Here is a 19,468-nt window from a genome sequence, read left to right as displayed (position 1 = left end):
CGCGGCCCAAACCGACGGAGACCATCATGGACCTGATCCTTCACCCCGACGACGGCTTCGAGCCCCACCACGCGTCCTCCCCGACCGACCGCTTCATCTACGAGATGCAAATCTACGGCTATCGTCCCTTCCAGGACGATCCCGACCCACGGCCATTGCCGGAGGAACCGCAGGTCCGCTCATCGATCACTGCGATCTTCGATGCCGTCGCCGAAATGCTCGGCGACACCCGGCTGGAGCCCGATCTCGAAGAGCTGTTCTGGTCGATCCCCAATCTCTTTCATCGCGCCGGCGAGCGCATCCAGCGCGAGCTAGACCGCAACGAGGACGCGCAGCGTACCGGCCAGCGCGAGCAGGACGGCTCGGAGGTGAAGAGCGTCGAACTCGAACGCCTCGTCGCCGAAGGCGTCACGCTCCTGGAGCGCAGAAACAGCTTCGAGTTCATGCGCGACTACGCGGCCGACCTGTTCGGCGCGCAGACTGGATCGTCCTGGCGGCCACGCACTGGCTCCAAGGTCAACCACGCTAACATGACCGCGGCGATGATCGATAGCCGGGACTTCCTCTCCGCTCGCCGGCGCGCCGAAACCGAAGTCCTAATCCCTGCTGGCACCAAGATCGTGTTCGCCGGCGGCATGGACTACAATGATCATGAGCGCATCTGGGGGAAGCTTGATCAGGCGTATGCCAAGCATCCCGAAATGGTGCTGCTGCACGGAGGCTCGCCGAAAGGCGCCGAGCGGATCGCCGCCTGCTGGGCAGAGGCGCGTCGGGTGACGCAGATCAGCTTCAAGCCGAACTGGACCAAACACGGCAAGGCCGCCCCCTTCCGGCGCAATGACGAGATGCTTTCGGTCATGCCGGCCGGATTGATCGTCTTTCCCGGAAACGGCATCACCGGCAATCTCGCCGACAAGGCACGTAGGCTCGGCATCGCTGTCTGGCAGGCTTCAGGAGATGGCGCGTAAGCGCCGTTTTCCTTGAAGTATGTAAAAGATGGAAAACATGGGAAAATTGGATTATATGGAGACAGTACCGGAGACCATTGCGATGAAGCAGTTCACGACAGGCGATTTGAACAAACAGATCGGCGATATCACCGATGCGGCGAGCCGCGAGCCGGTCATGCTCACCCGGCACAAGAAGCCGCGTTTCGTGCTGATGAGCTACGAGCACTATGAGCGCATGCGCACCGGCGGCGATCCGCGCCGCGCCTATCATATCTCCGAAATGCCCGACGAGCACGCATCGCTGTTCGACGAGGCGCTCGATCGGCTGGCGCGTGGCGAAGGCTACGACGATGAGCCATGAATTCCGGCTTGGCGAGGTCATCTCTTATCCGTACCTCTGGGCCTGGCAACAGCAGCGCGGTGAGATCGAAGGCCGCAAGCAGCGCCCCGTCTGCGTCGTCATCGCCATTCGAAATGCCGCCGATGGGAATACCCATCTGGCCCTCCTCGCCATCACCACGCAGCCGCCGCAGACGGGTCGCATCGCGCTGGAGATCCCTGACATCGAGCGCAAGCGCGCGGGTTTGAGCGATCTGAAGCAGTGCTGGACCATGGTCGATGAATACAATTACGATATCGTCGAGCGCTCCTGGTATATCGAGCCGGATCAGGACACCCTCGGCCGCTTCAGCAAGCCCTTCATGATGAAGATCGCCAGGCTGTTTGCCGAGGCGCGTGGCCGAACCGGTCGTGTCAACAGGCTCGATTGAGACTTGCCGCCTCCCTGAACGCGCCTCCGCAAGGGCGGCTCTCTTGGGCTTCTGCTCAATTGGTCGGTACATCGCGAGCCTTTCGATCGATCTCGATGCCTCGCATTGCCGCACTCGAAGGCGACACCCCTCAAATCGCGTCTGTCGCGGTCCTGCTCCGTAGAACTGCAGTTGCGTCAAGAGAGGCGGACAATCGAGTGTCACGCCGGCTGAAGCCGTCTTTGATGATGAGGCCGGAATCAGTACGGTGCTGATCTATCGCGTCGCATCCGCCCGGTTGACGGCCAGCGTTCGTTGACCCGAACACCCCGACGCAGGTCGAGAGCGCGGCACTTCGCGCGGCAGCAAACGGCCGCCACGGCAAGGTCTCCTGCTGACGTCGCAATCAAGGACCATTCCCGTGGTTTATGTCGCCTTTCTAAGGGACCGGCCGCCATCAGCGTCAACCCCGCAAGGGGGTTTCCCTGCGCTTCGCTCCGGTGACGCCTGCGGCGCGGCCCCTTCTTCGGGCGCCGTCGGGAATGGTCCCGATGCAACGAAGGAGACACCACCATGGCTACCACGATCGCAACCCTCACCGAAAAGACCGACGGCACTCTCGAAGGGGTCTTCGCCACCATCCGGGTCAACGCCCCGATCGCCCTCGTCCCGAACTCCAACAAGGCGAGTGAGGAAGCCCCGGACTACCGCATCATCCATCGCAGAACCGGCTTTGAGATCGGCGCAGGCTGGAACCGCATCTCCCGCCAGACCGGCGAGGAATACATCTCCACCAAGATCGAAGCGCCCGAGATCGGCGTGATCTTCGGCAACGTCGCTCCGGCGCCAGGCGGCGAGCCGGGCAAGAAGGTCATCCTCTGGAACAGTCCGGCCTGAACAGGACGCCGGCCCCGCGATCGGGGCCGGCGTCCCTCATTCCAAAGGAGGCCGCCATGAGCCGCTACACAATAACGGTCACCAGGACCGCATCCCGCCACGCCGATCCAGACGCTACCATTGGCTACGATAGACCTCTTCAGACGCTCCTCCTCCAGGCATTTCCGGACGCCGATGGCCAGAATCTTGAACTATGGCTTGGTACGGACTTCCGGGAGTTCGAAACACTTTCGCGACTGCGGACCGCAGCAATCGCGCTCGGTTTCGACTGCATCCCCTTGGCATCCGGCATTCTTCACAAGCTGCTGGACGACCATGCCCGCGAAGCCCATCACGCGGTCAGCGACTCGATCAACCAGGATATTCGCAACGGGACATCCGCCCGCTGACGCAAGGCCAAAACGAAAATAGCCCGGCACGGCGCCGGGCTATTTTTTTATGCTGACAAGATTACTTGTTCAGCGCATCCTTCAGTGCCTTCGCCGGCGTAAAGGCTAGCTTCTTGGCCGCGGCAACCTTGATCGTTGCACCAGTCGATGGGTTGCGAGCCTCGCGTTCCGGTGTCGCCTTCACCTTGAACTTTCCGAAGCCGGGCAAGCTGGTTTCGTTGCCGGCGACCGCTGCCTCGGTGATTGCGGCAATAACCGCCTCAACCACGGCCTTGCCCTGCACCTTGGTCAGGCCATGTTCGGTGGCAAGCTTGTCGGCGATCTCATTCGTTGTCGGCATATCAGGTCTCCGTATTGCATCAATATCGCAATCACTGACAGCCAATCCGGGCGATGTCATTGTGCCGTAATGGCAATCGGCGCCGGATAGCCCGGATTTCCACAGCTTGTGCGCGGGCGATAGCCCTTCTTGCGCTTCTCCGACAGCAAATCGAGGAGCAATGCGACTGCCTGTACCTCAGCCGCGAACATGTGGATTATCTGCTGATCGCGACAGCCAATGCGGCTCCAGCAGCACAGGAGCGACGCCTCTCCGAACAAGGTTGGCGGATTGACAGCGAATAGACCCGTGCCATCTTCTTCGTGGGCATCGATCCGTTCGATAAAGATGATAGGGCTGGGCAATCATGCCGTCACAATCGTCGCTTTGCGAATCTGCGTTCAATGAGAATTTTGAATCGGTTAACCAGGATCGATTCGACCCAGTGATCCAACGAGTCCTACCCGATCGGAATGGGCGGCATCTCGCCTTCTCCCACACGCCATATCCACGGTTCGACATCGCCTCGCGCCGCGATCATCTCCGAAAGCGCTGCTTCGAATTCATCATCGGCATCGGGGGGCACGATATAGAGCGCTGCGGGACGCGGCCGACGATGGGGAAGGGTTGCCGCTGCAATCGGCTGTGTCGACGACAGGTTAAACCGCAGGCCTTTGACGCTTTTCAGGCTGAGCCGCGACAGGCGCTCGACCAGTCGTTGCTCGTCGGTATTCTCAACCGGGAGCCATTGCTCACTTGCCGACATCAGGGCAACCTCGTCAATGCTCGCTAGACCGGACTGCGTCACCCCAAATGTTGCTATGACGACAAGATGAAATCCGTCATTGGCCTGCCAGAGTTCCAACTCCGCAGCGTAACGCTTCTGCAGGCGCCGCCATGCACTCTCCTCGATCATCAACGGAAAACCCGGCATATGCTTGACGACGATCTTCCGGCCACTGCGCGCCGACGCAAACTCCTTCACCTCGCCGATCAGCAGCATCAGTTTCTTCGGCCCTGACGCCGGAGCGCGAATGCCTCCAAGCGCAGCAGCCCGTCTTTGTTCGATGCCGGCCTTGTCATCCAGTCGAAAGTTCTCAGGGATGAACAGGCGCTCCGCCAGTGACCCGCCTTTGACGGTCATCGTCGCCGCCGCTTCGATGAGATGGCTGCGAACCTGAAACCAGTGTCGCTTGCCGGCCCAATGCGCGGTCCACTCGGTCAATCCGCCCTGGTGCCAGAGATAGTGCAGCAGACCGCGCAGCGATAGCTTCTTGATCTCATTCTTAACTGACCCTTCATCTTGCGCCGCGCCACCCGTGGACTTTACTGCCCCACGCTTCGACAGGGAGAAATCCAACTTGAGCGCTGCCATGCCGCTATCCGGATCGAGCTGGATCGCTCCGCCGATCAATGGGCCAAGGCCTGAAAGCTCGTACGGCGGTTCATAGGAATGGCATTGCGGATCGTGTTCAGAACCCGAAAGGGGCATACGCTTGACGAGAAACTGATCGCCGTTGCGGGCGATATACATTGCCACGCCCGTATCGCCGCACAGGCAGATCGGCCTTTGCCGGGTCCGGTACGCCTCGGCAAGGACGGCGCCAAAGCGGGCGTCCTCCTCTGTCACGATGGCCTGGCCTATCCGGTAACGTCTGCTCATGGCACCAGCGCCTCCAACCGATCTTTCGCTTGAGGTGCGGTCCCAAGAGGGTGCCACACGAGAGAATACCCCTGTCTGCTGAGATCTTCGATTGTGGCGCAAGGATAATGCCGCCTCAAGGCCACGCGGCCCCTCCAATTTTGCCTGCGCGTTGCTCCGACAAAATCGTTCAGATACAGCATGGACTTGTTTCTAAACGTGAATTCCAGAATAAAATAAAGCGCGAACCCGACGATTTTCCCGTCCGGGTTTTCGCTGACCAAGATGTTACAAGCCGGCGGTGCCCGGTCGAGGACCAGCCAGCTTAATGCCTGCTCGTCTATGGCAAAAATGTCACCATAGCCTTCGACGTCCGCGTGCCTCTTCATCAAGGCGAGGACGCTTGTCACATCACCATGCTGGATCTTACGGACCGCCATGCCCACACCCCGGATTGACTTTCGCCCGGTTGATCTTAGCAGGGTAGGGACATGATCAGTGCAAAGTTCATGTGAATTATTTCGGCGGTATCGAGAAGTTCTACGAAGCCAGCATTGAAATGTGAAGGGACATTTCGGGAGCCGGCCTTGTCCGGGTGCGCTCGATGATCACGGTCGTCAGTTCCGCGCTTAGGGGCGGGAGGTTGCAGGGCGGCAGACAATGTCTTTCGGCGAACGGTGACGGTGGCCGCCCTCGAGGGCCGACGAGATCGGGCAGAGCCGTGTTTCCACGGTTGCCGCTCGACAATATACAACCGGATGATGCCGCATTTGTGATAATCGCCATGTTGGCCGCCAGCCCAGCGTTTCAATCCACCCTGACGATGAGAATGTTGCCACTCCTGTCCTCTCTGATATTGCCCTACGCGCTTATGCTGATCACACCGGGACCGAACCTGCTGGTCGTCCTGCGCACCGCGCTCAAGCCATCATGGCGTCGGGTTATCAGCGTCGCCGCAGGCATTGCATTTGGAGCGACATCTGCGTGTCTTCTGGCGGCCTTCGGCGCATCGACCTTGGGCAAGCTCGACAACATCGAATGGCTGGGTACCCTGCTGCTTGCCGGCATCCTAGTGAGTTCGGCCTTCCGCATTGATACACGCGGACGTTGATGGTTTTCTAGGGAATAGATCAAGGGCAGGTGGGCGCCATTCGGTCTGCCCTCCGGCACAGGGGCAGAGGTCGCGCGCATCCAGAGGCTACCCGTCAAAACGTATGGTTCAAATGAACGTCATCCTTGTTACCTTTTAAGTAGAGGGACGGGCTAGCCATGGATGATTTGAAGAAGGTCATTGAGCACCTGCGCGGGCTTTTGGAGATGGTCCGGGGCCATCCGAATCTGACCATGGTCGGGTATTTCCTGGCAATGGCTCTTGTCGAAGCCGAGGAGGAATTTGCTCGTCAGGGTTTTAGGACGCGCAATCCGCCACCCCCCCAAGCAATGACTATGAACGGCTGGTCCCGTTCCTTAATATTGAAATTTGCCTTCGGTCAGCGTGGACTGCTCGCGCGATCTGCCGCTATTTGCCGGAACGGCACGGATGCTATCATGCGGCTTGCACACGCCAGATACTAACCCTATAATGTTAGAAAAGCCAATTTATAGGCAATTCTAACATTATGATATTACTTGTGAGCCCGTCACATGCCCAGCAAATGCTCGCGGATCATGTCCGTACCCGGCGGCTGGCCATGGAATTGACGCAGGAAGGGCTGTCCAAGCGCTCCGGGGTGCCGCTGCCGAGCCTGCGCAAGTTCGAGCAGAAGGGCGTGATCTCGCTGGAGGCGTTTTTGAAGCTTCTCATGGTGGTTGGCGGTATGGAAGAGGTGGTGCAGGCGGTGGCGTCGCGCGAGGCACCTTTCGCCTCGATCGATGACGTCCTCAAGGCCGACACCAACAGGGTCGTGCGCAAGCGGGGCCGCCGCTCATGAAGAATTATCTGTCTGCTACGGAAATCAAGGTGGGCTTGAATTTTGGCGGCGAAACGATCCCCGTCGGACGGCTCGCCGCGCGCGCGCGCAGGATTTATTTTGAGTATGACAGCGGCTTCATTCGGAGCGGCATGGAGATTTCCCCGCTCCGGTTGCCCCTGAAACCCGGACTTGCGACGTTCGACGGCTCTCTGTTCGAGGGTTTGCCGGGGGTGTTCAGCGACAGTCTCCCCGATGGGTGGGGCCGCCTCTTATTCGACCGCTTTGTACGCTCCGAGGGTATTGCCCCGGAAACGCTCACGCCGCTCGACCGATTAGCGCATGTCGGCCGCGACGGCATGGGTGCCCTGGTCTTCGAACCGGATTATGGCGTCGCGGATGTGGACGGCGCGGTCAACCTGGATGAACTCGCCCGGCAGGCACAGGACGTGCTGGACGGGGCGTCGGAAGACGTCCTGAAAGAACTCTTGCTTTTGAACGGCTCCTCCGCCGGCGCGCGTCCCAAGGCGATGATCGGTTTGGACGCCGCACGGCGGCACATCGCGCACGGCGTGGCCAGGTTGCCGCAGGGGCATGACCATTGGCTGGTGAAGTTTGCCAATTCCCAGGACGGGAGCGACGCCGGCGCGGTCGAATATGTGTATGCCCTGATGGCGCGGGACGCCGGTGTCGACATGCCGGATGTCCATCTTTTCCCGGCCCGGAAAGGTGCGGGGTATTTCGCCACCAAGCGCTTTGACCGGCACGGGGAAAAACGCCTGCATATGCACACCGCCTGTGGCGTGCTGCATTCCGATTTCCGCGTCCCGGCCCTTGATTACGAAGACCTGATTGCGTTGACCGGGTTCCTGACCAGGGATGTCCGCGAAATCGAGAAGATGTTCCGCCTGGCCGTCTTCAACGTGCTGGCCCATAACCGTGACGACCACAGCAAGAACTTTTCGTTCCTGATGGACGAAACGGGCCGATGGGCGCTGTCCCCGGCCTATGATCTGACGTTCTCCCATGGACCTCGCGGGGAGCAGAGCACCATGGTCATGGGGGAGGGACGCAATCCCGCCACCAACCATCTGCAGAAACTTGGCGAGGCCGCCAAACTGAACAAGAAAACGATCGCCGAGGCGATTGACCGGACGCGCGAGGCTTTGTCCCGCTGGCCTGAACTCGCGGGCAAGCATGAGGTCAGCAAAGTGACCGTTGAGCGGATTCGCAAGGCGCTAGCTTAGCGGATACGGTTTCTGACACGCAGGGGCGCTATTCCAGCACCAGAGCCGGAGCGAGCTTTGCCTTGCGCCGCACATTGAGGGCGCTTGCATCCAGCGTGTTCTTGAGATGCACCGCATAGTGCTTCTCGATCATCTCCACGCTCGTTCGGCAGTTTTTCGCAATCTGGTAGATGTCCGCTCCCTCCAGCAGACGCAGGCAGATATAGGTGTGGCGCAGGCTCACGGAGATGGAAGCGGGACGTTTTGCCATCCGGGACGGCAACTCAACCTTCATCAATGCGCTGATCGCTGGGTGGCCCGATATTCCGTGCCGTCGTGGCTCAGAAGAGAACTGACGTGTCGTACGTCAAAATTCAAATCAGCGTTTGCTCGGGGCTCGCGGATAAAAAGAGAGGACCTCGTCAATAAGGCTGGAGATCTCTCCACCCGGAAGGTTGATCCTGAGTTCTTGTGGTATCTCAGGCAAAGCTGATCGCACAGTAGATAAAAATACATTTTTTAGTGGGGGGCTAAACAAAATGACAAATGAGCTTATGAATGCCATTTTGGCTATGAACGCTTATAATCTAGAGGCGAGTCGCTCGACGCTATCCGCTCCACCATCGCCGACCATCTCAGGTCAGAGGAACCTCTCACGCTGAACGCAATCATCATTACGGATGCGGTGGGCCGCGTCCTTTCGCGGATTTCTCTTGTGGATGCGCTGCAATAGATTTTGCCGTCCGCCTTACGTCTTTATGCAACGGACGCGCCATATGACATGGGGCGTTTGATGTAGGGAGCCTGCGACATGATGGTACTGGTCTCGAACAATCGGAAGGCAATGTCGGACCAGACGGGCATGATCGTCACCGCCTTTCGATCAGCGATCCCACGCTCCGACACAGCGCGGATCGCTCATTACGTCAACGTCTCCTACTGGAGATTTTAGCCCTCTTTATAGCCATGTGACGTCAGGATCAGCACGACTGATGCATCCCGGGTAATGACAGACTGCTCGCGCAGGATCTTGAGTCCGGCGAGCGCGACCGCGCTCGAACTCTCGACGAAGAGACCGGCTCGTGCCAGTTCAAGCTGCGCGGCGATTGTCTGATCGGCCGACGGCCCGGCGACCGCTCCTCGCGAGCTGAGCAACGCAGCGATCGCCTGATAGGTGACGGTTGTTCCACCCAGAGAGAGAAACGGCGACTGCCCATCAAACTGTCCCACATAGTCTTCCCCCGCCATGACCCGCGCAATTCGGGGAAACGGTTCGGCGGCGTGAATTCGCGGGATGTCTCTCACAAGACCGGCGCAGACAAGGTCGGCATACCCCTTTGCCAGTCCCCACAGCAGATCGCCCCGGGAGACCGGCACGATGATGTCGCTTGGCTGCTCCGCTCCCAAGGCCAGATAGAGTTCAAGCGCTATCGCCCTGTACCCGTCCACGGCGAACAGGTTGCTGCCGACGGCCGGGATTGTAAAGTTACTGGCCGGATACCACTCGCCTGACCTGGCTTGGACGGAAACCAATTCCCATCGCGCCGCGGCGTTCGGCGCCACGATCACTTCGGCGCCGTGTAGCTCGATCGCTTTTCGCCAGCCTGACGCCATTGCTGCGGTGGTGACGACCACGCATTTGAGGCCTGCATGGGCCGCAAATGCCGCGAGCGAGACGCCGGCATTTCCACTTGAAGCGACCGTGAGTGTGCGGGCGCCGATATCGAGGGCTCGGCGAACGATGGCCGCGCTCATTCTGTCCTTGTGCGAGCCGGTGGGATTTGCGCCCTCGTTTTTTATTCTCAGCCATTTGATCTTGTTCTTTGCCGCGGTCTCGGTCAGTTCGAGGAGGGGGGTATTTCCCTCACCGAGGTGGGGATGACCCGGATAAGCGAGCCAGTTTGCAATATCGCCGGCGCCCTTCAATTCCGGAAAACTATCAAAAACCGGTGCAACGCTCGCGGGCGCCCCTGACGCAGAGCATGCCGGACAGCCGTAAAAATAGTCGCCGATCGGCCAGGTCCTTTGGCATTTGATGCACTGCATGCCGGACAGAGAAGGATTTGGCTCGATGACGCGAACCGGTCTGATCCCGTTTGCTTGCCTGACCATTGCCTTATGGCCGGACTTCGTCATTGAGGAAGGTGCACAGCTCGTCGCCTCTGCCAACCAAGGCGGGTATATGGCGGGACAGGACATAGCCGGATGTTTCGAAACGCACTTCCTTCGGTTCGCAAAGGGGGAAGTCCGGGAAATGAATGAGCCCTGCGAGCTTGCCGGCGGAAACATATTCGCCCAGCTGGATGCGATGTTCGAATATTCCGGCGACAGGTGCATGCAGGCGACTGCTTGGCCCCTTTACCATCCAGCGCGTCAGGTTAGCTGTTGTCACGTTTATCGAGGGCAGGACGCCGACCTGTTTCAGGATCCTCTTTATCCCCTCGCTGGCAAGCTGGAGCCCTTGCAGGGACAGCATTTCACCTCCTCCGAGCTCGACCGTCAGGCAGGCTATGCCTTGCCTCGTGCATTCGCCCGAAAGGGTGAGACTGCCTCCTCCGCCCTTGCCACTGCTAAAAAAGCTGACGGGCGCGCCGAACCACTCGGCCAGGCGTCGCAATTCGGCGGGCTGTTGGCCACTTTCATTCTCGCGCAACAACGCGCAGGGGATAAACTCCGAGGAGCGCCCCCCGGCGTGCAGGTCGAGCACCAGATCGACGCGGGGCAAAAGTACCGTGCTGACATAATGCGCGATCACTTGCGTCGGACTGCCGAGTGCGTTGCCAGGAAAGCAACGATTGAGGTTCGAGCCATCAAGCGGGGAGGACCTTGTTCCGGCCATCACCGCCGGAAAATTCAGCGATGGCAGGATGATGATCTGACCGTGCACCCATTCCACCTGAAGATCACGGGCTAGGTTCATCAGTGCAACGATACCTTCATACTCATTGCCATGATTGCCGCCGACCAGCAGGGCCGTCGGACCAGTGCCATTCTTGAGCGAGATCGCCGGGATCGGAATGTAGCCATAGCCGTTGGTTTCCCGTGAATGGTAAAGGTGAAGGGACCCGTCCTGCTTGCCGTCCTTGTCGAAGTCGAGAAGGGTCGAGATCGGCGTTTCCACCCCATTCGCGACGATCCGACCCGTCCGGTTCGCCGATCCGGCTTGTGCTGTTTGCCTGCTGGTCGAGGGCTCAATTTTGACCATGGCGGTATCCTCCCTTGCGTCGGATCAATTCCGAAACCACGATGATGATGCTCATGAAAACCAGCAGGAGGCTCGCCACCGCTGCCAGACGCGGGCTGACCGCCAGCAGGGCATCCTCGTACATGAGCTTGGGCAGGGTGGTGATGCGGCCGCCGGTGACAAACAGAGCGATCGTCAACTCGTCGAAGGAAATGATGAATGCGAACATGAACGACGCGATGATGCCTGAGCGGATCAGGGGAAATGTCACGCGGCGGAAGGTCTGCATGCCGCTTGCACCCATGGTGGCGGCCGCATAGTCGAGATTGCGATCGTAACCCTTGATGACGGCAAGCACGGTGATGACGATGTAAGGGATCACAATGACCGTATGCCCAAGGACGACCGCAAACGTGGTCCCGGCAATTCCAATCCGCGAAAAGAGAAAGAACAGGCCAACGGCGATGAAGATGTTCGGTACGATCATCGGCGCAACAACCAGCCCAAACAGGGCAGGCTTTGCGGCGAAATTGTCGCGCGCCAGTGCGAAAGCACAGGGCACGGCAAACAGCATTGCGATGGTGGCAGCGATGAGTGCGACCATGAAGGATCTCGCAGCCGCACCGAGCCATACCGGCGAATCCAGCAGCAACCGATACCATTGTAGCGAGAAAAGCTTTGGGGGCCACGTGAGGAAGGCCTCGGAGGTGAACGAGACCGGCAGAACGAATAGGGTGGGAAGCGCGAGAAAGGCCAGGACGAACGCACAAGCGGCGTAGAGTCCGATGCGCGTTCTGCCACCTCGGATTTTCTCTTGTTGTTTCAGGATCGTTAATGCGTAGATGGCCGCATCGGTAAGATTGGCTAACACGGAAGTGACGGCGTTTCCCGCAAGGACCGCCCACCGTCTGACGGACGATCTCTTCGCTGGCACGCTTGCCTGCGCGCTCCCGCCGATAACCGACAGGCCGAATACCCGGTCGTAGACGAGAAAGATCGCCATGAAAGTGATGACGAGCAGAACGCCGATGGCTCCGGCAAATTGCCAGTTCAGGACTTCCCTGATTTGGAATATGATGAGCTGGACGATCATCGTGTCGTGAGGGCCACCCAAAAGGGCTGGGGTGATGAAAAAGCCGAGCGACGTGATGAAGACCAGAAGCGCGGCGGACGCGACGCCAGGCATGGTCAGGGGGAAGTAAATCCGCCAAAAACGTGTCCCACCCTTTGCCCCCATCGTCGCAGCAGCCCTCGGCAGGTTCGGGTCGATACCCTCCATCACCGCAAGAAGCGTCAAGATCGCCAACGGCATCAGAGCATGGGTCATGCCGATCATCACGCCGGCGAAGTTGTAGATCAACTGGAGCGGGGCATCGACAATCCCCATTGCAAGCAAGATCTGATTGACGGCGCCCTTGCGGCCTAGAAGCACGATCCATGCGAACGCCCTCACGAGGAAGCTCGTCCAAAACGGCATCAAGACCAGAATGATGAGCCAGTTACGTGTTGATCCCCGTGAGGCCGCCAGGAGATAGGCCACCGGATAGGCGCCAACGACACAAAGCAGCGTGGTGTAGAAAGCCACCTGAAGAGTCGTGAGCAGCACCTTGCCGTAGAGCGGGACTTCGATCAGCCGTTGGTAATGTTCAAGCGACGGCAGGCTGCGATCATCCAGGAAGCTTAGGCCCAGAAGCAACACGACAGGAATGACGAACAGCGATAGCAGAAACACCGCCACGGGTCCGGTCTGCCAATAGAGCTTGTTCCATGTCGGCCAGATGCGCAGCGGTGCTGCGGTTCCGGCGACAAAATCAATTCTCGCCATCACGCAGCCTCCCGCTGGTCATCAGAGAAGACCCTGCCGACGTCATCGTCCCAACCGATGGTGAGCAGCTCGCCTTTGCAAACACCTCGCGAACCGCGGGTCAGTTGCGAAAGCTGCAATATCGATGTCTCTCCGACAAGGATGAACAGTTTGGTGATCGCCCCTGAAACGACGACATCAGTCACCTGACCACGCAATTGGTTAGCCCTGGTCTCCGCGCCGGAAAGGATCTCGATGGATTCCGGCCGTGTAAAGTGGACGACATCGGTGCCATGCCCATCCAGCGATGTGTGCCGACTCCGGATCGTCCCGATTCCCGGGAGTTCCAGGACAAGACATCCCGCTTCTTCGGCGATGATCCTGCCGCTGATGAGATTCGACTCGCCGAGGAAGTCCGCCGCAAACAGACTTTTCGGCCGGAAGTAGAGCTCGTCAGGTGCACCGATCTGCTCGATCCGTCCGCGGTTCATCAGGCAAATGCGGTCGGACATCACCATTGCTTCCTCCTGATCGTGCGTCACATAAAGAACCGTCATTCCCAGCTGCGCATGCAGCCGCTTGATCTCCAATTGCAGATGATCGCGCAATTTCTTGTCGAGCGCCCCAAGCGGCTCATCCATGAGCACGATCGATGGATTGGCGACGAACGCACGCGCTAGGGCGATACGTTGCTGCTGTCCGCCCGAAAGCTGACTGCAATAGCGGTTTCCGACATGCTCCAGTTTCACCATTTCAAGCGCCCGCCTGATCGCCGGCAGGCGCTCGGCGGCAAGCATTTTCCGCATCTCGAGCGGAAACGAAATATTTTCCGCCACCGTCATGTGGGGAAACAGCGCATAGTTTTGAAAAACCATGCCGATGTCGCGATCTGACGCGGGCAGATAGGTCGCTTCGCGACCGTCGATCCATATCTTGCCGTCGTCAGGCTGATTGAGGCCTGCGACCGCCCACAGGAGCGTCGTCTTGCCGGAGCCGGAAGGGCCCAGCATGGTCAGAAATTCACCATCCGCCAGATCAAGATCGACGTGGCTGAGGGCGGTGGCCGATCCGTATCTTTTTGTAAGTCCCCGGATCGCCAGCTTGTTGATGCGTTCTTTCAATGCAAATACCTCCCGGATATGCGGTCTGATCGATGCTCGCGTTAGAGCCATGGTGAGGCCTGGCCGGGCGTTACCCGACCAGCCAGTTCTCGTAGCGCTCTTGAGCGATGGCGTTATTGCTGCCCCACCATCTCGCGTCCATGACGAACATTTCCGCGAAATAGCTGGGGTTTGTGGGAAGGATCTTGGCAAGCTTCGGCTCGATGAAATCGAAGGCTTTGGGATTGCAAGGGCCGCTCGTCGAGTGCTTGACGAACTCTGCCTGACGTTCGCCTGCTGAAGCGAATTCCACGAACTCGCGCATCAGTTCGACATTCGGGCCGCCTTTGAGAATGGCGAAGCCGGCAAACGAAAACATTGCGTCCTTCCAGACGATGTTCACGGGCGCGCCGTCGTCGATTGCGACCTGCGCCCGCGCATTCCAGGTCACTAGGCAGTCCACCTCGCCGGTCTTGAGCATCTGGGAGGTCTGCGCCCCACCTGTCCACCACACCGCGATATCGTTCTTGATCCTGTCGAGGCTCCTGAACGCCCGATCGAGGTCGAGGGGGTAAAGATGCGGCTTTTCGACCCCGTCGGCCAACAGGGCCGGTTCAAGTGTTCCGTTGGCATGTTTGCGAAGCGAACGTACTCCGGGAATTGCGGCGGTATTCCAGAAGTCCGCGAGGTTTGTTGGTGGCTGTCGGCCCATCGTGTCCGTGCGATAGGCAAGGATCGTGGCATAACCCATTGCTCCGATCAGGAAATCATTGCGCAGGTCGGCAGGGATCTGCGAGGCATTCGGTCCGAGCCCTCCCGGTCCCGACACCGTTTCGAGATACTGGCGGTCCGTGAGGACGGCGACATCGCTCATGTCAAGCAGCGCGCCGTCCCAGGCATAGTTGCCTGCCTCGACCATCGCCTTAATCTCACCGGTCGGGCCGTGAGAGGATTGGACGCCGATAACGTCAACCCCGGCCCGTTTGCTGAACGGTTCAAAGAATGCTTTTCTGTAGGCTTCTCCGACCGGGCCTCCCGGATCACGAATGGTCAGGGTACGGTTTCTGGCCGAGGCGGTTCGTATGAACGGCGCGGCCAGCAGCGCGGTGCCCGACGCCGCCATGAAGCCCCTGCGATCGATTGCCGCCATCCTTGTTTGAGTTTTTGACTGCATGTCTGCCTTCCCCTTTTGGTCCGTCCATCGTCTGGCGCGATGGATTGTTGGCAATCGAGATCCACAGTCGGCGAGACCAAGGCGCTTGACGCGGCGATAGCGACGCGATCCGTATGCGCCCATCGGAATGAAACGGTTGCGTGCCGAACTATTGCGAATTCAGCGGATCCAGAGCTCAGCGTCCAATCGAAATATGATCGCAATTCATGCGCGGGTGTAATGTGAGTTTACGCCGGTCAAGAGGGTTCCGCTGATCGAGTTCACCAGTCAGGAATAGAAGAACGAATTTAATCAACACGATGGATGAAATTCATGTCTGCTCTCCTTTGCGCGGACCGGTCCAGGTTCTTTATCCGTGAGATCTTCCGGGGGCGTCGATCTGCACCGCGGCCATGCTGATCTGCGCGAGGGCGCGGTCCCGTTCCTCTCGTAAAACCGCAAGAAACCTGCTGGTAACCGCGGATTGAGGTCGCAAGCTCGGCCTTGCCATCAGATAGTCAAGTTTGACCGCTGGGCGGAAGTTGCGCATGACGAGCCCATGGCCCGCAAAGTCGAGCGCGGCAAATGGGCTGACGACCGACACACCGGCGCCGTGGGCGACGAAGTTGCAGACGGTCGCGGCGTACTGGGTTTCGATATGCAGTTTCGGTTTGACACCCGCATCGGCGAAAATCTGGTCGACCTGCCGCCGGGTGACGTCATCCTTCACAAACCCGATGAACGGCGAACCAGAAAGGTCACCAGGTCCGATTTCGGATTTATCTGCCAGAGGGTGGCCGGAGGGCAGGATGCATATCGCGTCAACACCGGCGAAATGTTCCAGATGCTGGTCGCCGTCATTCAGGGGACCCGGCAGAAATCCAAGATCGAACTCCTGGGTGGCCGTTACGCCTCTGACGGCGCCGGCGCTGCGAACCTGCAGCGAAACATCGACGTTCGGATGCTGTTTCGAAAAGCGCGTGATCACCCGTGGTAAAAAACCGAACCCGAGCGCGGAAATCGATGTGATGCGCAGATGGCCGGTGTTGAAATTGCTGATCGTATCGGCGATGTGGCGAAGGTTCTCCAACCCCACGAATGCGCGCTTCACCTCTTCATAAAAAGCCATGCCCTCGGGGGTTGGCTGAATGCCGCGGCCGACACGGCTGAAGAGCTTGAGTTTCGAGACCTGCTCCAGCCGCTCGATCTGACGGCTGACGGCCGGTTGGGAAAGGTTGAGCAATTCGGCGCCGGCCGTGATGCTGCCGGTGCGCATAACGGCCTGAAAAACTTCGATCTGCCTGAGGTTCATCGCCGATCACCCCCGTATCGGGATGACAGCCCCGGTTGGGCGGAGACGGCGACGTCCAGGTCCGCGTCAACGAACAGAAAGAACCCGCGGATTTCAATCGAAGCAAAGCCAGATGTCGTATGAAAATTCCCAGCCAAGGGCGACCCCGAAACCGTCCGGCGCGGGCATGGCGAGGTGCCATCTCGGTCCGGACGTTACCCAAAGGCGAAATGCGCGGGCGTAAATTCGCGCGGTCCCTTGCCGACGACAGCAATGGATTTATGGCAGAAGATGCCCGGTCGCGCAACGGAACACCGGGCGCCGAGCGAGGTGATCGCAACGTTCGCTCAAATTTGACGAGCGCCCATCGATCCGAGAATGGCGGGCAAGCGTTTCCCCACTTAGTAGCGCCACGCAATCAAAGCTGTACCCCACGCGTAAGAATATTGGGAAGATACCACCGCATGCTGCTGGCGGAAGGTTACGGTGCAGTTTTGAGGTGGCACGAGATTAAACCGGGCAAGGTGCTCAACAGGATCAGCATCTGCAGATGTTGAGCGGGATTGGTCGCGAAGGCGACATAACCGCCGGCCGGCAGCCAGCCTAGGATCTGCGCGAAGAAGTAGATGAACAGGGTGCCGAGCACGAAACCCGGCACGGAGGTCAAGAGCGCGTTGATGGCAGACGTGGCAATGTCGAACTTGCCGCCGGCCCGCAATCCCGCCGCCGTGCCTGCCGGAAGTGCCAGCAGCAGCGCAAAAATCGTACCGGCGACGATGATTTCCAGCGTGCGCGGCAGGCGCAGTGCGATGACGGACGAGATCGCGCCGTTATCGACGATCGATGTGCCGAAATTCAGCCGTGCCGTGTTGTAGAGGAAGGTTACGTATTGAGTAAGGACGGGCTGGTCGAGCCCCATATTGGCCCGCAGATTGGCAATGGCTGCTGCGGAAGCGGAGCCGCCACCCGTCGACAGCAGGAGTTCGGCCGGGTCGCCCGGTACAACGATGAGAAGCGAGAAGATGATCGTGCCGATAACCAGCAGCATGGCAGCAGCTGCTGCCATGCGACGAGAGATGAAGGCCAGCATGCAGCGCTCCTTATGCGAATTTGGTCTCGTCGAGTACGTAGCCTGATGAACCGCTGAGGAAGCCGGGCAACTGTTCGAACCCTTCGACCGATTGCTTCATCGCATAGGCCTGGATGCGCCAGTTGAGCGGAACCTGCGGCACTTCCTCGTAATAGGCGACGGCCAGTTGCTGGTAGATCGCCTTGCGCTTGTCCGGATCGACCTGGTTGCGGCCCTGTTCGAGCAGGCCGTCGATGCGGGCGCTCTTGAAACCGAAGGACTGTAGGTAGGACGGATTGCCGGAATAGAGCAGCGACCAGAGCGCATCCGGATCATTGTAGTTGCCCGACGTGCCGTGGACGGCGATGTCGTATTTGCCTTCCTTGCCCGCCGTGACGCGTGTGCCCCAGTCGGGAAGGTGGAGCGTTGCATTGATGCCGATGGCGCCAAGATAGGCCTGAACAACGGAGGCAGTGTCCTGATGCATGCCATAGGTTGCGGTGGCCAGCAGGCGGCATTCGAAGCCGTTGGCATAACCGGCCTCGGCGAGCAGTGCCTTGGCTTTCTCGACGTCGTATTTCCATTCATGTGCCGGATCGGCCAGATCGAATTTGGACCCTCGAGGGTTGGGGAGACCGTAAAGCGGCTCGCCCCGCCCGGCAAAGGCGGCATCGACGACATCCTGCCGTTCGATCGCATAGCCGACTGCCTGGCGCACCTTTGGATTGGCGAACGGGCCGCTGGTGACGTTGAACAGCAGGAACATGAACGGTCCCAGAGTGGTCTTCATTTTCAGCGCCTTGGAAGCTTCGACCGCGTCGAACTGCGTCCAGGGAAGATATTCGATGAGGTCGACGTCGCCGGCTTCGAGTGCTGCATAGCGTAGATTTTCGGTGAGCGTCCGGTGAGCCGGTTTTGGTCGTGTGCATAATTGGCGCAAGTTACGTCACAGATGAATCATTTGTGACGTAACAGGGTATGAATGGCCAAGGTTGAGATCCTGACGGGTGCGGAGCGACAGCGGCGGTGGTCGACAGAACAGAAGCGTTCGATATTGCGCGAAGCGTTCAGCGCGGATGGCAGCGTGTCGGATGTGGCACGTCGGCACGACGTTCTTCCACAGCAGATTTACGCCTGGCGAAGGAAGCTCTCGCCACCCGAATTGAAACCTTCAGAGACCGTATCGTTCGTCCCGGTGTCGCTTGTCGGGGGAGCTGAGAGCTTGAGTGACGGCTTCAAGAGGAGCGGCGCTCGGTCTCGATGGAAAGGCGTTGAAATTGTCCTGAGGAATGGCCGCTTGCTGAGAATTGCGGCTGACATGGATCTTGAGGTGCTGTCCTCACTGGTCGCTTGCGTGGAGGCGGCATGATCGGGCCTTCCGGGAATGTACGGGTCTATCTGGCCTGCGGGGTAACCGATATGCGGCGTGGCATTGATGGTCTATCGGCGCTGGTCGAAACGGTCGTGAAGGAGGCACCGAGTTCCGGTGCGATCTTCGGCTTCCGCGGCAAGCGCGCTGACCGGATCAAGCTTCTCTGGTGGGACGGTCAGGGGTTCTGCCTGTTCTACAAGGTTCTGGAGCGCGGATACTTTCCGTGGCCGACGGCGAAAGAGGGCGTAGCGCACCTGACGCAGGCGCAGCTTTCCATGCTCGTTGAGGGGATCGACTGGCGCCGCCCGGCGTGGACGTCCGCTCCTGGTCGAACGGGGTAAAAGCTATATTTTGCAGGGAGATCCGGGGCAAAAAACTGGCGTTTTTGGCGCAAATCGGCTACCTTTGCGGGT

Annotated in this window: 25 protein-coding genes; 12 read left to right on the top strand and 13 right to left on the bottom strand. The window is 59.3% G+C overall.

The window, feature by feature from the left end:
• The first annotated feature begins 26 nt into the window (after nt 1–26).
• The 5 genes from ACSQ8R_RS28370 (at nt 27) to ACSQ8R_RS28350 (ending at nt 2,985) form a co-directional block, all read left to right on the top strand.
• Entirely contained in the window at nt 27–968 is a 942-nt protein-coding gene (locus ACSQ8R_RS28370; RefSeq protein WP_436256671.1) for a DUF2493 domain-containing protein, read from the top strand.
• Nucleotides 969–1,050: 82 nt separating this feature from the next.
• Nucleotides 1,051–1,311 carry a type II toxin-antitoxin system prevent-host-death family antitoxin gene (locus tag ACSQ8R_RS28365; RefSeq protein ID WP_436257299.1) on the top strand — a complete coding sequence of 87 codons (261 nt, stop codon included), beginning with the start codon at nt 1,051–1,053 and terminating at the stop codon, nt 1,309–1,311.
• Entirely contained in the window at nt 1,301–1,720 is a 420-nt protein-coding gene (locus ACSQ8R_RS28360; protein WP_436256670.1) for a hypothetical protein, read from the top strand. Before ACSQ8R_RS28365 ends, ACSQ8R_RS28360 begins: the two co-directional genes overlap by 11 nt.
• Nucleotides 1,721–2,272: 552 nt before the next feature.
• Nucleotides 2,273–2,596, top strand: a complete 324-nt coding sequence (locus ACSQ8R_RS28355; RefSeq protein ID WP_436256669.1) for a DUF736 domain-containing protein — start codon at nt 2,273–2,275, stop codon at nt 2,594–2,596.
• Between the two features lie 56 nt (nt 2,597–2,652).
• Nucleotides 2,653–2,985, top strand: coding sequence for a hypothetical protein (locus tag ACSQ8R_RS28350; RefSeq protein ID WP_436256668.1), 333 nt, complete (start codon nt 2,653–2,655; stop codon nt 2,983–2,985).
• A 61-nt stretch (nt 2,986–3,046) separates the two neighbouring features.
• On the opposite strand, the gene ACSQ8R_RS28345 is transcribed toward ACSQ8R_RS28350, so the two are convergent.
• From ACSQ8R_RS28345 to ACSQ8R_RS28330, 4 genes are all read right to left on the bottom strand, one after another.
• On the bottom strand, nt 3,047–3,325 hold the full coding sequence (locus ACSQ8R_RS28345; RefSeq protein ID WP_436256667.1) for an HU family DNA-binding protein: 279 nt from the start codon (nt 3,323–3,325) through the stop codon (nt 3,047–3,049).
• Nucleotides 3,326–3,381: 56 nt separating this feature from the next.
• Nucleotides 3,382–3,669, bottom strand: a complete 288-nt coding sequence (locus tag ACSQ8R_RS28340; RefSeq protein WP_436256666.1) for a WGR domain-containing protein — start codon at nt 3,667–3,669, stop codon at nt 3,382–3,384.
• A gap of 95 nt (nt 3,670–3,764) precedes the next feature.
• Nucleotides 3,765–4,967: a DUF1173 domain-containing protein gene (locus ACSQ8R_RS28335; protein WP_436256665.1), complete on the bottom strand. Its 1,203-nt coding sequence runs from the start codon at nt 4,965–4,967 to the stop codon at nt 3,765–3,767.
• Nucleotides 4,964–5,386: a hypothetical protein gene (locus ACSQ8R_RS28330; RefSeq protein WP_436256664.1), complete on the bottom strand. Its 423-nt coding sequence runs from the start codon at nt 5,384–5,386 to the stop codon at nt 4,964–4,966. The genes ACSQ8R_RS28335 and ACSQ8R_RS28330 overlap by 4 nt, the downstream gene beginning before the upstream one ends.
• 344 nt (nt 5,387–5,730) lie before the next feature.
• Here ACSQ8R_RS28330 and ACSQ8R_RS28325 point away from each other — a divergent pair, with 344 nt between their 5' ends.
• The 4 genes from ACSQ8R_RS28325 (at nt 5,731) to ACSQ8R_RS28310 (ending at nt 8,103) form a co-directional block, all read left to right on the top strand.
• Nucleotides 5,731–6,057: a LysE family transporter gene (locus ACSQ8R_RS28325; RefSeq protein ID WP_436256663.1), complete on the top strand. Its 327-nt coding sequence runs from the start codon at nt 5,731–5,733 to the stop codon at nt 6,055–6,057.
• 158 nt (nt 6,058–6,215) lie between these two features.
• Complete coding sequence (locus tag ACSQ8R_RS28320) at nt 6,216–6,521, top strand: hypothetical protein (protein WP_436256662.1); 306 nt, start codon at nt 6,216–6,218, stop codon at nt 6,519–6,521.
• Between the two features lie 116 nt (nt 6,522–6,637).
• The gene (locus ACSQ8R_RS28315) at nt 6,638–6,877 is read left to right on the top strand and encodes a helix-turn-helix domain-containing protein (RefSeq protein WP_436256661.1); all 240 of its coding nucleotides are present in this window, start codon (nt 6,638–6,640) and stop codon (nt 6,875–6,877) included.
• On the top strand, nt 6,874–8,103 hold the full coding sequence (locus ACSQ8R_RS28310; RefSeq protein WP_436256660.1) for a type II toxin-antitoxin system HipA family toxin: 1,230 nt from the start codon (nt 6,874–6,876) through the stop codon (nt 8,101–8,103). Before ACSQ8R_RS28315 ends, ACSQ8R_RS28310 begins: the two co-directional genes overlap by 4 nt.
• Before the next feature lie 28 nt (nt 8,104–8,131).
• Here ACSQ8R_RS28310 and ACSQ8R_RS28305 read toward each other — a convergent pair whose 3' ends face one another.
• The gene (locus ACSQ8R_RS28305) at nt 8,132–8,353 is read right to left on the bottom strand and encodes a hypothetical protein (protein ID WP_436256659.1); all 222 of its coding nucleotides are present in this window, start codon (nt 8,351–8,353) and stop codon (nt 8,132–8,134) included.
• Between the two features lie 540 nt (nt 8,354–8,893).
• Between ACSQ8R_RS28305 and ACSQ8R_RS28300 the strand changes: the two genes are divergently transcribed.
• A complete protein-coding gene (locus ACSQ8R_RS28300; RefSeq protein WP_436256658.1) occupies nt 8,894–9,034 on the top strand; it encodes a hypothetical protein in 141 nt (46 codons plus the stop codon).
• Here ACSQ8R_RS28300 and ACSQ8R_RS28295 read toward each other — a convergent pair.
• From ACSQ8R_RS28295 to ACSQ8R_RS28260, 8 genes are all read right to left on the bottom strand, one after another.
• Nucleotides 9,031–10,218 carry a threonine synthase gene (locus ACSQ8R_RS28295; protein WP_436256657.1) on the bottom strand — a complete coding sequence of 396 codons (1,188 nt, stop codon included), beginning with the start codon at nt 10,216–10,218 and terminating at the stop codon, nt 9,031–9,033. The two genes, ACSQ8R_RS28300 and ACSQ8R_RS28295, sit on opposite strands and share 4 nt — an antisense overlap.
• Complete coding sequence (locus ACSQ8R_RS28290; protein ID WP_436256656.1) at nt 10,199–11,287, bottom strand: succinylglutamate desuccinylase/aspartoacylase family protein; 1,089 nt, start codon at nt 11,285–11,287, stop codon at nt 10,199–10,201. The genes ACSQ8R_RS28295 and ACSQ8R_RS28290 overlap by 20 nt, the downstream gene beginning before the upstream one ends.
• Nucleotides 11,274–13,091 carry an ABC transporter permease subunit gene (locus tag ACSQ8R_RS28285; RefSeq protein ID WP_436256655.1) on the bottom strand — a complete coding sequence of 606 codons (1,818 nt, stop codon included), beginning with the start codon at nt 13,089–13,091 and terminating at the stop codon, nt 11,274–11,276. The genes ACSQ8R_RS28290 and ACSQ8R_RS28285 overlap by 14 nt, the downstream gene beginning before the upstream one ends.
• Complete coding sequence (locus ACSQ8R_RS28280) at nt 13,091–14,191, bottom strand: ABC transporter ATP-binding protein (RefSeq protein WP_436256654.1); 1,101 nt, start codon at nt 14,189–14,191, stop codon at nt 13,091–13,093. Before ACSQ8R_RS28280 ends, ACSQ8R_RS28285 begins: the two co-directional genes overlap by 1 nt.
• A gap of 70 nt (nt 14,192–14,261) precedes the next feature.
• Nucleotides 14,262–15,344, bottom strand: a complete 1,083-nt coding sequence (locus ACSQ8R_RS28275) for an ABC transporter substrate-binding protein (protein ID WP_436256653.1) — start codon at nt 15,342–15,344, stop codon at nt 14,262–14,264.
• A gap of 349 nt (nt 15,345–15,693) precedes the next feature.
• Complete coding sequence (locus ACSQ8R_RS28270) at nt 15,694–16,635, bottom strand: LysR substrate-binding domain-containing protein (protein WP_436256652.1); 942 nt, start codon at nt 16,633–16,635, stop codon at nt 15,694–15,696.
• A 460-nt stretch (nt 16,636–17,095) separates the two neighbouring features.
• On the bottom strand, nt 17,096–17,704 hold the full coding sequence (locus tag ACSQ8R_RS28265) for an ABC transporter permease (RefSeq protein WP_436256651.1): 609 nt from the start codon (nt 17,702–17,704) through the stop codon (nt 17,096–17,098).
• Between the two features lie 10 nt (nt 17,705–17,714).
• Complete coding sequence (locus ACSQ8R_RS28260) at nt 17,715–18,623, bottom strand: ABC transporter substrate-binding protein (RefSeq protein WP_436256650.1); 909 nt, start codon at nt 18,621–18,623, stop codon at nt 17,715–17,717.
• 42 nt (nt 18,624–18,665) lie between these two features.
• Here ACSQ8R_RS28260 and tnpA point away from each other — a divergent pair, with 42 nt between their 5' ends.
• The gene (gene tnpA, locus ACSQ8R_RS28255; protein WP_436252705.1) at nt 18,666–19,052 is read left to right on the top strand and encodes an IS66-like element accessory protein TnpA; all 387 of its coding nucleotides are present in this window, start codon (nt 18,666–18,668) and stop codon (nt 19,050–19,052) included.
• The gene (gene tnpB, locus ACSQ8R_RS28250; protein WP_132442462.1) at nt 19,049–19,396 is read left to right on the top strand and encodes an IS66 family insertion sequence element accessory protein TnpB; all 348 of its coding nucleotides are present in this window, start codon (nt 19,049–19,051) and stop codon (nt 19,394–19,396) included. The genes tnpA and tnpB overlap by 4 nt, the downstream gene beginning before the upstream one ends.
• Nucleotides 19,397–19,468: the final 72 nt, after the last annotated feature.

It is taken from the genome of Neorhizobium sp. LjRoot104, assembly GCF_964253725.1.
Lineage (GTDB): Bacteria > Pseudomonadota > Alphaproteobacteria > Rhizobiales > Rhizobiaceae > Neorhizobium.
Note: the sequence above shows the minus strand (reverse complement) of the source record. Positions and strands in the feature narration are given on the sequence as shown.